General features: G+C 61.4%; 10 protein-coding genes. 7 read left to right on the plus strand and 3 right to left on the minus strand.

All coding sequences use genetic code 11. From position 1 onward, the window contains the following. Positions 1 to 1,485 precede the first annotated feature (1,485 nt). Positions 1,486 to 2,679, minus strand: coding sequence for a ribosome small subunit-dependent GTPase A (gene rsgA, locus HZC36_01010; protein MBI5705550.1), 1,194 nt, complete (start codon positions 2,677 to 2,679; stop codon positions 1,486 to 1,488). Between the two features lie 156 nt (positions 2,680 to 2,835). Between rsgA and HZC36_01015 the strand changes: the two genes are divergently transcribed. The 4 genes from HZC36_01015 (at position 2,836) to HZC36_01030 (ending at position 10,873) form a co-directional block, all read left to right on the plus strand. After that, a complete protein-coding gene (locus HZC36_01015) occupies positions 2,836 to 4,245 on the plus strand; it encodes an alpha-L-fucosidase (GenBank protein MBI5705551.1) in 1,410 nt (469 codons plus the stop codon). A 44-nt stretch (positions 4,246 to 4,289) separates the two neighbouring features. Then, positions 4,290 to 5,543, plus strand: a complete 1,254-nt coding sequence (locus HZC36_01020) for an imidazolonepropionase (protein MBI5705552.1) — start codon at positions 4,290 to 4,292, stop codon at positions 5,541 to 5,543. Positions 5,544 to 5,852: 309 nt separating this feature from the next. Continuing rightward, positions 5,853 to 7,661, plus strand: a complete 1,809-nt coding sequence (locus HZC36_01025) for an efflux RND transporter periplasmic adaptor subunit (GenBank protein ID MBI5705553.1) — start codon at positions 5,853 to 5,855, stop codon at positions 7,659 to 7,661. After that, positions 7,658 to 10,873, plus strand: coding sequence for an efflux RND transporter permease subunit (locus HZC36_01030; GenBank protein ID MBI5705554.1), 3,216 nt, complete (start codon positions 7,658 to 7,660; stop codon positions 10,871 to 10,873). Before HZC36_01025 ends, HZC36_01030 begins: the two co-directional genes overlap by 4 nt. Position 10,874: 1 nt before the next feature. Here the strand turns inward: HZC36_01030 and HZC36_01035 are convergent, their stop codons facing one another. After that, positions 10,875 to 11,567, minus strand: a complete 693-nt coding sequence (locus tag HZC36_01035; protein MBI5705555.1) for a hypothetical protein — start codon at positions 11,565 to 11,567, stop codon at positions 10,875 to 10,877. 177 nt (positions 11,568 to 11,744) lie between these two features. Beyond that, positions 11,745 to 12,110, minus strand: a complete 366-nt coding sequence (locus HZC36_01040; protein ID MBI5705556.1) for a hypothetical protein — start codon at positions 12,108 to 12,110, stop codon at positions 11,745 to 11,747. 193 nt (positions 12,111 to 12,303) lie between these two features. Here HZC36_01040 and HZC36_01045 point away from each other — a divergent pair, with 193 nt between their 5' ends. Genes HZC36_01045 through HZC36_01055 form a run of 3 tightly spaced genes read left to right on the plus strand, consistent with a single transcriptional unit; the run spans position 12,304 to position 14,366 of the window. Next, positions 12,304 to 12,903 carry a sigma-70 family RNA polymerase sigma factor gene (locus tag HZC36_01045; GenBank protein MBI5705557.1) on the plus strand — a complete coding sequence of 200 codons (600 nt, stop codon included), beginning with the start codon at positions 12,304 to 12,306 and terminating at the stop codon, positions 12,901 to 12,903. Positions 12,904 to 12,912: 9 nt separating this feature from the next. Beyond that, positions 12,913 to 13,449: a peptide deformylase gene (def, locus tag HZC36_01050; GenBank protein MBI5705558.1), complete on the plus strand. Its 537-nt coding sequence runs from the start codon at positions 12,913 to 12,915 to the stop codon at positions 13,447 to 13,449. Continuing rightward, positions 13,446 to 14,366, plus strand: coding sequence for a methionyl-tRNA formyltransferase (locus tag HZC36_01055; protein ID MBI5705559.1), 921 nt, complete (start codon positions 13,446 to 13,448; stop codon positions 14,364 to 14,366). Before def ends, HZC36_01055 begins: the two co-directional genes overlap by 4 nt. Positions 14,367 to 14,393 lie beyond the last annotated feature (27 nt).

Raw genomic sequence — 14,393 nt, forward strand, 5'->3', positions numbered from 1 at the left:
GAAAGTGAAGGGTGTGGAGTTGGTCCCTGTCCTTGACGCCACCTCCCCATAGGGCCAGTATTCCCAGGTGTCGGTCTTGTTCTGGGAGTTATCGAGCAGAGCTGCCGTTGAGCCAAGAGGATCAGGCATATAGGCTCTCTCCGTACCTCCACGGTTCTCGTGGGTGATCATCCCACAGAAGTTGCTATAAACGACCGACATTGCCATATTAACTACACTTCCTGCTCAGACGCTTCAACAATGCACACCAATGGTGCTTACCCTGCAGTTAGCTTGATGTGAATAAGGATCGCTCCGCAGATCACAAGAAAGGTAAGAATGAATAGCATTAATGGTAATAGTGTTTCGTAACTCCTCAGTCGACAACGCCAAGCTAAGTGTAGTTGCATTCCGGCAGCTAGAAATAGCAGTAGTATCCAAGAAGTGGGCAAGTGTTTGCCTCCGAACCATAGGACTGCGAGAGTAACTCCAGTGCCACACAGAAGCACATTCAGCAAGAGTTGACGATGAACAATGTGAGGCAAATAGACTCTCTCCGATGGCATTACAATGGCACATCAAGTCTCTTGCTGAAAGGTCCATAGCCATCACAGCACTTGAAGACGAATACTTGATGCCCAAACCCGTCAGGGTTGGGGTAGTAAATGGAAGACTCCTCGAAACACATACATGTACCGCTCTGGTTTAGGCATTGAATAGGACCCTCGACTTGAAGTGAGTGTTTTCGGTTTGACCAATCTTTCACTTGATCAAGGTACATGGAAAGGGAGCTCGCTAGGCAGCTGCCGAGACCTACAACCGCTCCGCCTGTACCTACAGCGGCTGAGCCTCCTATCGCTCCCCATACGCCCAACGCTCCTCCTATCAGTGTGATACCCATCGAGACATCACCCAAACCAAAGCCGCCGCCGTCATCTATAGGCAAGCCGCGGCGCTTCAGGAAGTCAATGATGTTGTTTGCTCCGCATATGTAGTATCGATCACACTCTACTGAGCCGCCAAATCCCATGCATTCGCAATGCCTTCTCTTTCCGCCGGGAATCCCATGTACGCCAGCCGGTTCGCACCCCTTGCATTCTGGCGGACACTTGCCGTCATGGAGGAGTCCAGTTGGATCAGCATAGCTATTGGGCTGATTGGACACGTAACCGTAGGCACTTACCTCCGGCCAAAACAGATCAACATTTAGCCAGCCGGGCCAGCCACCCTTCGGGTGGGTTTCCAAGGCATCGTAGACCCCGGGTGCCTGCCCCGATCATCGGGGCTGCAAGAAGAACCTCCTCGTGAACGAAGCAATTGGGTTGCTCCATCTCCTTTTATTAATCTTACACCAACCTACTCCAGCTCGCTCCTGCCTTCTCGTTCTATTCTGTCGACATAGGCTCAGAAGCAAGTGGAAACTCCAATTCCAGCCCCGATGATCGGGGCAGCCACCCGAAGCTACCTTTCCTCTGATTGCCCACCCGAAGGGTGGCTAGCCGGGCTTTACGAACACACCTCCCCCAGCAGTCGCAAGTAGGTCTGGTAGCGTTCGCCAGACCCAGCACCGGACGCCAGTGCCGCCTTCACGCCGCAGCCGGGCTCGTGGTGGTGGGTGCAGTCGCGGAACTTGCACCGATACGCCTCGAACTCGGGGAAGCAGATGAGCAGTTCGGCCAGGCTCATCTTGCCGAGCCCAAAACTGCGGATGCCGGGCGTATCGATGAGTCGCGTGCCGCCACCGACCTCGAAGAGCGAGGACGTCGACGTGGTGTGCGCTCCTCGGCCGTAGCCGGACATCAGGTCGCCCACCTTCGCCTTCAGGTCGGGGAACAGAGCATTCACGAGCGAGGACTTGCCGACGCCGCTGTGCCCGACGAACGCGCAGGTCCTTCCCGCCAGGGCCCCGCGCAGGGCGTCCAGACCCTCGCCCGATTGGGTCGAGCAGGCGTAGATGGGCACATCGAGCGCCGCATAGGGAACCGCTTTCTCCAGTTCGCTCTCCAACTCCTCGCCGCTGAGCAGATCGACCTTGTTGACGATCAGGAGCGGATCGGCGCCGCCGTGCTGAATGGCGATGAGATAGCGGTCGATGAGCCTGGGATGCAGCGGCGGGGAGGCCACCGACACTACGATGCACACCGTGTCCACGTTCGCGACGATCACCCGCTCTAGGTGGGGGTTGGCGACGTCGGGCCGTGCGAGCTTGGTGCGGCGGGGTTCCAACCCAACGACCTTGAGGTTCCCGCCGAAGTCGGCGATGTGGGCGAGGTCGCCGACCGCTAGGCGGTGGCCGTTGAGGTCGGCGGAGAGGGGAAGGGGTTTGGGGTTGAGGGTCTGGGGTAGAGGGTCTGGGAATGCCTGAAAAGTGGCGGTCTTGGGACCGACCCAGATGACCAGGCCAGTGACCGTTGGCAAAGCCGCGTTGGTGGGTGCATGGACAATCTCGACGAGGATGTCGCCGAGCGAGGTCCGACGCCCGCCCTTTGCCACGGCGAGCTTGCGAATCTTGGAGGCCTCCTTGAGTAGCTTGAGGCGCTCGTTGCCGTCGAGATGGCCCAGTTGGGCCGTGTGATAGGGTTGCTTCTTTCGCTTCAATGTGGTGTTCCGGTGGCGGGTCAGGGCGCAGACGCGCGAGGGAAGGGGGCCCCCGGAAAGGGTGATCGACGTAGCACAGGCTTCCAGCCTGTGCCGCTTCACCTAAGAATTGGATTCAGCGGGCTACGCGGCAGCTGAACCGGAGGCGACGATATGGGCGGTCAAGGTGTTTCTCATATTCAATAGCCTCCAGTTGAAATTCGGACTCACATCCGTGCGGTCATTATAGCGCACCTTTCGGCGGTAACCTGGGCCCAAATGCTTTTGACTGCATTCACTCTCGCTATGGCCATACAGCAAACCCAGCAGCTTCAGCCCGTGACGCCTGTTCCCCACAAACGCCAATTGGCTTGGCAGGGGTTGGAGACCTACGCCTTCTGTCACTTTGGGCCCAACACCTTTACCGACATGGAATGGGGCGAGGGCAAAGAGGATCCCAACCTCTTCAACCCGACGGACCTGGACTGCAACCAGTGGTGCAAGACCTTCAAAGACGCGGGCATGAAGCAGGTGATCATCACCGCCAAGCACCACGACGGCTTCTGCCTCTGGCCAACGAAATACTCCACCCATACAGTCGCCCAGTCCAAGTGGAAGGACGGTAAGGGCGACGTGTTGGCCGAGCTGCGCAAGGCGTGCAACAAATACGGGCTCAAGATGGGCGTGTACCTCTCGCCCTGGGACCGCAACCACCCGGCCTACGGTACGCCGGAATACAACCAGGTCTTCGCGAACATGCTCAAAGAGGTGCTGACGAAGTACGGCCCGATTTACGAAGTGTGGTTCGACGGCGCCAACGGCGAGGGCCCGAACGGCAAGAGGCAGGTGTACGACTGGGACCTCTTCATCAAGACCGTGCGTGAGTACGCCCCCGAGGCCGTGATCTTCAGCGACGCCGGACCAGACATCCGGTGGGTGGGTAATGAGAGCGGCATCGCCGGGGAGACGTGCTGGAGCATGATGGACAGGGCCAAGGTCAAGATCGGCGGGTCGGATCAGGCCTATCTGAACGTCGGCGACGCCAAGGGCCCGGATTGGGTGCCTGCCGAGTGCGACGTCAGCATCCGCCCCGGGTGGTTCTACCACGCCGATCAGGACGCCAAGGTGAAGTCGCCCGAGGCTCTTCTGGACCTCTTTGAGCGCTCGGTGGGCCGCAACGGGTCGCTGCTGCTCAACGTGCCCCCCGACCGCCGCGGCAGGATCCACGAAAACGATGTGGCTGCCTTAATGGGCTTCAAGGAGCTGCGCGACGGGGTCTATGGCAAGAACCTGGCGCGTGGCGCGCGGGCCTCATGCCCCACGGGCGGCAGCCGCCCTGAGCAGAAGGGCCATTCGCCGGGCGCCGTCGTCGATGGCCGCACCACTACGTTTTGTTGGATCGAGAGCGCCGGCGGGTTTGGCGAGGTCTGGCTTGAGTTCAAGGAGCCGGTGGCCTTCGATCGGGTGGTGTTGCAGGAGCCGGTAGCGCTGGGCCAGCGGTGTGAAGCGTTCGTGGTCGAGGCAATGACAGAGCAGGGCTGGACCGAGATCGCCAACGGCACCACGATCGGGGCCAAGCGCATCTTGAAAGCGACGCGTACGACAGCGACGAAGCTGAAGGTTGTGATTCGGAAGGGCCGGGGCGAGGCGGCGCTGAGCGAGATCGCGCTCTACAACTCGGGGCGCTAGCTCTTCAATTCCTCGAACGAAAGAGCAGGCGTCATACTCGAACCATGCCTCCGCGCGCGCTTGCCGTTTTGAACATTGGGCAATGCCTGACGCAGAGTGGCACACCAGGGCCGGGCGCCAGCGCTGAAGCGCGGCTCGGGGTCTCAAGGGTCGGGCTGCTGATCGAAGATGGGCGGATCGCGTTCGTGGGTCCGGACGCAGAGGTTGAGCGCCGCATGGCCGATGCCGATGTCCTCGACGCAGGAGGCAGACTCGTTTCGCCCGGATTGGTGGACGCCCACACCCACCTCGTGTTTGGCGGAAACCGGTCCCTTGAGTTTGAAAGGCGCTGCCAGGGAGCCACCTACCAAGAGATCGCTTCTGAGGGCGGCGGGATCCTGGAGACGGTGCGGCAGACGCGCTCTCTCTCTGAGGACGAACTGATCGAACAGAGCAGAATTCACGCACGATGGATGCTGGAGTGCGGCACCACGACCGCCGAGGTCAAATCGGGCTACGGGTTGGACCTTGAGAATGAGCTTAAGATGCTCCGGGTCATCAAGCGGCTCAAAGAAGAGGGGCCGATGGACCTGGTGCCGACCTTTCTGGGTCTGCACGCGCTTCCGAAGGAGTTCAAGGGCGACCCCGAGGGATACATTGCGAGCGTTTGCGATGAGGTCTTGCCCGAAGTTGTTGCCCAGGGGCTTGCCGAATACGCCGATGCCTTCTGCGAGCCGGCATACTTCTCCCGAGAACAGGTCAGACGCCTCCTCGTTGAAGCCAAGAGGCGCGACCTGAAGCTGAGGCTGCACGCAGACCAACTCACGAATTCGGGCGGAGCCGAACTGGCTGCGGAACTCGGGGCCGTCACAGCCGACCATTTGGAGCAGACGGGCGCAGAGGGGATTGCGGCCATGCGGCTTGCGGGGGTTCAGCCGGTGCTGCTTCCCGGCTCCGTCGCGGCGCTTGGGCACACGAAATACCCCAACGCCCGCGCCATGCTCGATGCCGGCCTCGACGTCGTGCTCGCGACCGATTTCAACCCCGGCTCCTCGCCCATGCCGTCGCTTCCGATGGCCATGTCGCTTGCCTGCACGCACATGAAGATGACGCCGGCGGAGGCCTGGCTTGGGGTAAGCGTCCACGCGGCGCGTTCTTTGGGGAGGGCCCACGACCGAGGGTCGCTAGAGCCTGGCAAGCGAGCGGACTTCGTCGTGTGGGATGCCGCGGACTATCGGGAGGTCCCGTACTGGTTTGGGAGGAACGCGGCGCGCGAAGTCTGGATTGAGGGCATGCAGGCGATGTTTCGGGACGGTTGAGACACGCCTCGCCGGGCTTGTGGCGCCCCTTACGTGGTGCAGAATCTCGGTGACGGCGAACCCAGGGCACGCGGGGCGCGACCCCGGGCTTCTCTCTGAGACCCCTTGCGGGGTCATCGCTCAACAATCTGCTTTGGGGGTTAGCATAACTCCTCGCTGCCACAAGTGGGTACCAAAGTCTCCAGCGGGCGGGGCGAGCTCCTTCGAACAGCCGGACTTTGCCTCAAAGCCCAACCTGAGCATGATGTTCGGACCAGGTTCAAGTAAAGTTTGCAGAAGCAACAAAATGGACAGAGGAGTGCAGTCGCTGTGAAGTCGGGTATCGGTTGGTTCGTTCTGGGTCTGGCGCTGATCGGGCTCGTGGCTTGGCGCTTCTCGACCAAGGACGCCGAGGCGTCGGAGCAGAAGCAGCAATCGGGACAGCGACGCGGCGGCGGCTCCTCGGTCGAGGTCGCCACCGTCGTCGAGGGCTCGCTGGTCGAGACGATCGAGGCGGTCGGGACCGTCGAATCACCCTTCCGGGTGCAGATTTCACCCAAGGTTTCCGGGCGGGTCGAGTTCATCCAGGCGCGCGAGGGTGACTTGGTGGAACCCGGGCAGGTGATGGTCCGGCTTGATGAAACGGAGATTCGAGGCCAGGTTCTTCAGCAGCAAGCGAACCTAGCGGAGGCCAAGTCTCGGCTTGCGCAGGCCAAGCTGAACCAGATCCCGACCACCGTCGGCGTGTCCTCTCAGATCGCCCAGCAAGAGGCCAATCTGTCCAGCGCCAAGGCGGACCAGGAGCAGGTGGAGCGCAACTACGAGGCTCTGGTGGGGAACGCCAGGAGCGACGCGGCGGACGCGGAAGCGAGGCTGGAAGCCGCCAAGGCTCAAAGCAGGAACGCGCAGGCAGAGGTCGAGCGACAGACGGCATCGCTGAGCAACGCGAAGGCGAAGTTCGACCGGGCAAAGACCTTGTACGACAAGGGGTTCATTTCGGCTCAAGCTTACGACGACGCGCGAACGGCCCTCGACGTCCAGAAGGCCGCTCTGCGGGTCGCCGAGGGCCAGAAGTCGGCCGCCGAATCGGCGGTTCAGTCGGCGAATTCGGTGCTGAGCGCGCGCAAGAGCCAAGTGGACATCGTTTCTCGAAAGGGCAAGGCGGACATCGCCGCGGCCCAGGCCAAGGTGAAGCAGGCCAAGGCGGGCCTCGACCTCGCGCAAGCCAACAAGTCGATCCCTCCGGCGTTTCAGCAGAACCTCGAGGCGCTTTCAGCCGACGTCAATGTGGCGGATGCCCAGCTCAAGCAGGCGGAGTCGAGGCTTTCAGAGACCTCCCTAAAGTCGCCCATCAAAGGAACCGTGACGGCCCGCAGAGGCGAGATCGGCAACCTCGCAACCCCGGGACAGTCCATCATGGAGGTTCAGTTTCTGGACTGGGTCTATGTAACGACCTCGGTGCCCGTCGAAAGAACGAAAGACGTCAAGGAAGGGAGTGAAGCGACGCTGACGTTTGACGCCCTGCCTGGCCGGGAGTTCAAGGGACCGATCACCAATGTGAATCTGGTCGCGGATGCCCAGACGCGCCAGTTCAGCGTGCGCATCCGGCTGGAAAACCCAGGACGCGCCATCCGTCCCGGGATGTTTGGGCGCGTGCAAATCCCCACCGGCAAAGCGTCGTTTGGGCCGCTGGTTCCGCGCGAGGCGCTCACAGAATCCCCTGCCGGTCCCACGGTCGCGGTGATCGACGACAAGTTGACGGCGAGCGTTCGCTCGGTCAAAGTCGGCGCCACGGACGGTGCCAAGGTGCTCATTCTGGAGGGGGTCAAACCGGGTGAGAAGGTGGTGACCCTTTCCTATCAGCCGGTGCAGGACGGAAAGAAGGTGAGCCTCGGGAAGGCGGGGGATAGGTCCGGGGTCCGAGGTCCGAGGTCCGAGGAACGGAACGAAGGACGGAGGGACAAAGGGACTGGAGAAGGCACGAAGGGACAAGCGGACGGCGGCACTGGAGCGAAGTCTGAAAGCTCTGGGGCCCATGGGACAAGGCACTCCGTTTTGCCCGGGACTGAACTCATCGTGACCCGGGGTAAGGGAGCAGCAGAGGATCAAAGGGGCAAAAGGAAGGAAGGGGCCAAGTGAACATCGGCAGGTTCGCGGTCTCCAGGCCCGTAGCGGTCACCATGCGCATCGCCGCGCTGGTGCTTCTAGGCTACATCTGCCTGATCCGGCTGCCAATCGACCTTCTTCCCAGGGTTGATTTTCCGACCGTGGCCATCAACGTCAGTTGGCCCAACACCTCGCCCGAAGAGATGGAAACGCAGATCACGCGGCCCATCGAGCAGGCGATCTCCAGCGTCCAGGGTCTTTACCAGATCAGTTCGAACAGCTCGCCGGGCAGCTCCTTCGTTCGGGCCCAGCTCGACTACGGCACCAACATCGACCAGGCCTCGATTACGGTGATGCAGCTCGTTCAGCGGGCCAAAAGGGCGTTTCCGAACGACCCCAACATCAGCGAACCCACCGTCTTCAAGTTCGACCCGACGCAGATGCCAATCATCAGCTTTGGTGTGACGAGCACCAAGCGGGACATGATCAACCTGCGCAGCACCTTGATCAATGAGGTCTCGCCGATCCTCGAAGCGGCCGGCGGGGTCGCGCAAGTGAACATCTCCGGCGGACAGGATCGAGCGATCATGGTGGACCTCGATCCTGCAAAGCTCCGTGCACACGGCATCGCGATCGCCGACGTGTCGCGCCGCCTGCAGCAGGAGAATATCAGCCTTCCAGCGGGCTACACCCGAGAAGGGAATACGGAGTACAGCCTGCGGTCCATCGGCTATCTGAAGAGCCTCGACGATATTCGCAACGTCCCGTTGGGGCTCTTCAACGGCCAATTGGTGACGCTTGGGCAGGTCGCCACCGTTCGCGACGCCAGCAAGGACATCCGGTCCTATGTGCGCATGAACGGCAAGCCGGCGATGTACATGACCGTCACGAAGCAACTGGATTCCAACACGGTTGACACGGCCAAGAACATCACCGACAAGATCGCCGAGATCGAGAAGCGCTATCCCGATATGAAGTTTGGGGTGGCCTACAACCAGGCGACGTTCGTCAAGAGCTCCATCGAGGACCTCAAGCAGACCGCGATTATCGGCGCGACGCTCGCTATCCTGATCATCCTGTTCTTTCTCAGGAACGTGCGCAGCACGTTCGTCATCGCGCTTTCGATCCCGACATCCATCATCTCGACCTTTGCGCTGCTCTACTTCTGCGGCTTCACAATCAACACCATCTCGTTGAGCGGGTTGGCGCTGGCGTGCGGTTTGATCGTTGACGATGCGATCGTCGTGCTGGAGAATATCTACCGGCACATCGAACGCGACAAGAAGCGATCGGCGGATGCCGCGGTCTCGGGCACCCAAGAAATCGTGCCCGCAGTGGTGGCATCCACGTTCACCGTCATGATCGTCTTCCTGCCGCTTCTCCTCATCAAGGGGCAATCCGGACAGACGTTCACGCAGTTCGCGCTCGTCGTGGTGTTCTCGCTGGCAGTGTCGCTGCTCGACGCGACGACGGTCGTGCCAATGCTGGCCTCGCGGATGGTCAAAGAGAGCGAGGTCATCGAGGAAGCGCACCCCGAGCTTCGCGAGGAGCGAGGCGTGAAGCCGGGTTGGCTGACCCGGATTTTTGACCGCTGCGGCGCGTTCTTCCACCGGCTCGACACAACCTATCGTGAGCGCCTGACCTGGGCGATCCACCACCGGTTGGCCATCGTTGGCGTGGCCTGTTTCGCGGTCTTGGCCGCCATGGCGCTCTGGCCCAGCGTGGGAAGAGAACAACTTCCCCAGACCGACTCGGGCAACCTTAACGTTCGCGTTCGACTCCCCGTGGGAACCGCCCTTTCCGTCACGGACGCCAAGATGAAGGCGATCGAGGCGATCATCGCCAAGGACCCAGAAGTTCAAACCTATGTGGCAGGCGCGGGGGCCAACGTGGGCATGCGCGGCGCGGGCGGCGGCTCGCCCAACGAGGGTGGCGCGACGGTGCTGCTGCGCGAACGCCGAAAGACGCCCACCAACGACGTGGCTAGGCGACTTCAGGCACAACTCTCCAAGATCGCAGGCGTACGCGCGCAGGTTTCGCCTTTCGACATGGTCGCCAACATTCTGGGAGGCAACAACGCCTCAATGTCGGTGGACGTGTACGGCAGCGATCTAAAGACGCTTGCGGCGACGGCCAAGACGGTCCGCGACGCCATCGAGGGGATTCCGGGCCTGGTCAACCCGGACCTCAGCGTGCAGGACGCCTCGCCCGAGGTTCAGTGGAGCGTGGATCGCGAAAAGGCGCAGACCCTGGGCGTGAGCTTTTCGGACATCGGCAACACGCTCTCGGCAGCCACGAACGGGTCCCTCTCGACCTACTACCAAGAGAACGGATTCCAGTACCCGATCTACGTGCAGGTTCCCATTGAAAAGCGCCTGTCGATCGAGGACCTCAAGCAGCTTCCCGTGACCAGGCTGACGTCCCGAGGATCGGATGCCGTGACATCGTCGCCGGCGCAGGTTCTGCTTGGGCAGGTGGCCGCTCCCGTGATTGGGATTGGGCCCAACCAGATTCAGAGGCAGAACCGCCAGCGCGTGATCAACGTGGGCGGACAGGTGATGGACCGGCCCGAAAGCGAGGTCGAGGCCGACATAGGGAAGGCGCTCTCGAGGGTCGCGTTCCCCGAAGGCACTTACTGGACTCTCGGAACGCAGCAACTCCAGAAGCAGAAGGAGTACTCGGGGCTCGGGCTCTCCGTCTTCCTTGCCATCGCCCTGATTTACATGCTGCTGGCCTCGCAGTTCGAGTCGTTCACCTATCCACTTGTGGTGCTGACCTCGGTGCCATTGTCGGCGATCGGCATGGTCCTGCTGCTCTTCCTTACAAACCGCGCGTTTGGGCTGACGGCATTCATCGGGCTGCTGATGCTCATCGGCATCGTCGTCAAGAACGGCATATTGCTGGTGGACTACACCAACGTGCTGCGGCGGCGAGGCGTGCCTCGCGATGAGGCCGTGCTCACGGCGGCGCCCACTCGGTTGCGCCCGATCCTGATGACGACGTTGGCCGCGATTCTGGGCATGATGCCCCTGGCCATTGGGATGGGACACGGGTCGGAGATCTACGTGCCCTTGGCGACCGCGGTGATCGGCGGCTTGGCCACATCCACAATGCTCACGCTGTTTGTGGTGCCTGTCGTATACCTCGTCGTGGACGATTTCACGCGCCGGTTTCGGAAGGACGATCAGGACCTTTATGCAGCCGAAACCGTCGAACCTACACCCGCGTCCGTGCCGGGATCTTAAGCTACTTTCGCGTCAGGGTATAGCTGACCTTCACCTGCTGCTCGCCGACCTGGACCAGCGTCTCCGCCGATCCGTACAGCACCTTGCCCGTCTTCACCTCGACCAGGAAGCGCGTCGGCTTGATGGCTTTTGCGATCGAGTCCTTCGGGTAGGTGCCGTCAATCCGAGCTGCCTCTTTGCCCTTGTAGGTTTCGAACCCGGCGAGCTGGTACCGAATCGGGATGGGCTGCCCACTGATCTCAAGGACGCCGCCCCATGAGTCCCCAATCTGAACGGCGCTCTTGGGCAGCACGACATGGGCGCTGCCTTTGGCGGCGATTTCCATGCCTGACATCCGAATCTTTAGCACCTGGCCCTGACGGTTCTGGATGAGCACCAGTTTGATGCCTTGAAGGCCCTGAAACTGGCTGTCCGCGCCCTGCATCGAGCCGCTGGCGGAGGCTGCGACCTTGGTGTAGTCCACCTCCCACTCCAGAGACTCACCTTTGACCTTGATGAGCTTCTCGGAGGTCGCCAGAGCCAAATCAATCGCTCCTGAGCCGTCTCCTGCCTCGATGCGGCTGGTGAGCTCGTAACGAAACGTGTCCCCTTTCCTGCAGGTCACCGACAGGAGCCGCTTGCCCTGGGTTGCAAGGGCGCCAAGGGAAAGCGCGGCGAGGGCCAAGGCGATGCAGGTTCGGGTGGGGAGGTGCATTCACAGGTAGGGACGGACCGAGCGCCACGGTTGTCCGCACAAAAAAAAGAGGCCGGAGCGACCGGCCCCATCCACAACTAACCAGGACGTGGCGCCACGAGATCGCGACGCCTCATGCGGTTTGACTGGAAGAGTGCCTCGCGTGTTTCCGGCGGTCGAAAAACCTGGTAATTAGGTTCAAACCCAGGTCGATGCGCGGCGGAAAATCTTGGCGTTGACGGGCCGGCGCACATGGGCGAAAACAAAGTTTGGCCAGCCGGCCATGAAATCGAGTTCGTAGTCGTCCTCTGGCGCGATGAGGACCAGGGGCACGTCCTTCGCCCCATCGTGGCCCATCTTGGCCTGCGCGAATCGCTCGTAACCGGCGATCTTGTGGGGTTCATCGAGCGTTGCCAAGAGGTCGACGAAAAGGAGGTCGGCTTCATGGCAGCTCTCCAAGGCCTCGCTCCAATCCTCGAAGGTGGCAAAGGTATCCGAAGGGTGAAACCCTTCCTTCGCCGCCTCCACCAGGGCCGGGTCCTTTGTCAACAAAACAAAGTACATCAAACTCCATTATGGATAGCCTGAGCGACCGGTGTCTGCACCCTGCAAGCAATTTTACGGGGCTTAGAGCGGCCATGCTGAAAAAACTGCTGTACCTGTCGCTCAAAAGTACGGATCCTGAGCATTTATCGGCCCAGGAGTGTATACTTCGTTGTAAGGAATAGGGCCTCGACAGAGGCTCGAAACCAACCCGATGAGCGCCATCACCGCCTATCCCTCGAGCCTCAGCAGCTTTCGATCCGACCGTAAAGTGCGGGAGTTTGAGCGGCACGTGGGCGAGCACCGCAGGCGTGCCTATTCCATGGCCCTGCAGCTCACGCGAAACCCCTCCGAAGCCGAGGACCTTCTTCAAGAGACGATGGTCAAGGCTTGGCGCGGCTACGAGAGCTACCAGACGGGCAGGCCGTTTCTCAATTGGCTCCTCCGCATCATGCAGCGCGCCTATCTTGACTCCTTGAGACGAGAAAACCCGGTGCGCAAGGCAGAGTCGCTTCAGGCGCTCTCCCAGCCGTTCGAGGGCGACGCTCAGGAACTGCAGATACCCGACGTGGCCCCGGGGCCCGACGAGGAGGCGTTCCGCAAGGAGTACGCCGGGCAACTCAAGCTGGCCCTGGAGGAGCTTCCAAGCCTATATCGCGACGCATTGGCGATGTGCGACCTCGACGGCATGTCCTATTTCGAGATCGCCTTGGCCCAGAAGACCACTGTGGGAACGGTTCGCTCGCGGATCCACCGCGGCCGAAAGCTGCTTCGCGAGATCGTGCTCGAAAGAGCCTATTCGCTCCTGCCATAATCCGGCCTGATGGAGATCGTCGTTCCGGACGAATTCCGGTACCTCTACGAGTTCAGCTCAGAAAGGCCGGTAGTCAAGATTCCCGACCCGGTCCTGCGCAAGGCCGCGTCTCCCGTCGGCAAGATCACGCCGAAGACGCTTGGACTCATCGATGAGATGATCCGGATCATGAAGAAAGCCAACGGCGTCGGCTTGGCAGCACCCCAGGTCGGGGTCTCCCAGCGGCTCCTGATCCTCTCGCCTCCGGGAGTCCGGCCGACTCCCGTCATCAACCCCGTGCTCATCCACGCTGAAGGCGTCCAGATCGGGCAAGAAGGGTGCTTGAGCATTCCGGGGCTCTACGGGGACGTCGAGCGCGCGCTGCGGGTGGAGGTCGAAGCGCTGGACCGCAACGGCAGAAAGGTGGTTTACGAGCTTGAGGAGATGGCTGCACGCGTGATGCTGCACGAGATGGACCACCTGGATGGCGTGCTCTTTATCGACAAGGCCGACGTGTCCACCCTGCGCTGGGAGCACCCGGTGGGGTCGGCGGTCCCGGTCGAATGAAAGTGGTGTTTTTCGGTACGGGAGAGTTCGCCGTCCCGGCTCTTCGCAGGATCTCGGATCACGTTGTGCTAGCGGTTTCGCAGCCGGACCGCCCTTCCGGCCGGGGGCTGAAGGTCAAAGCGAGCCCGTTCAAGGAGGCGGCGATCGAGCTTGGGCTCGATGTGGCGACTCCCGAGAAGTGCAAAGAGCCCGACTTCATCGCGAGGATCGAAGCCCTGTCGCCAGACGTGCTCCTTGTTGCCGCCTATGGCCAGATCATGCCCATGCGACTATTCGATTGCGCCAGGAGGGGAGGAATAAACTTGCACGGTTCGATACTTCCGAAGCTCCGTGGCGCGGCGCCGATCCAGCGGGCGATCCTCGATGGCGAGCCCGAAACCGGCGTGACGCTGATGCAGATGGACAAGGGGATGGACACCGGCGACATCATCGCCATCGAGCGGACTCCGATTGGCGCGGACGAAACGTATACGGAATTGCAGGATAGGCTATCTCATATCGCGGCCGGGATGGCAGCAGGCTTTCTGCCTAGGATCTGTGAAGGGAACTACCCCCGCGTTCCCCAAACCCCCGACCTTGCCACGTACGCCCCCATGGTGACGAAGGCCGAGGCGGAACTCTCGTTCGAGCGGTCCGCCAGCCATGAGTACAACCGGTTTCGGGCATTCACCGATCGCCCCGGCGCCTGGGCGCGCACGCGGTTTGGGAACGTTCGGGTCCGTCAAGCACGTTGGAGTCCGTGTAGGGCGCCGGCAGGTTCGATCCTGGCCGTTCAGCCGTCCCTACGTGTGGCGTTTGCGGACGGCGGCATGGAGTGGATCGAAGTGCAAGCGGAAGGCAAGAGGCCGATGTCCGGCCGCGATTTTGCGAACGGGCAGCGCCTCAAGGCGGGCGACAGCCTGCTCGCAGATGCTTAGGCGATGTAGAATCGGAACGCCAATCCT

The organism is Armatimonadota bacterium (genome assembly GCA_016223145.1).
Lineage (GTDB): Bacteria > Armatimonadota > Fimbriimonadia > Fimbriimonadales > Fimbriimonadaceae > Nitrosymbiomonas.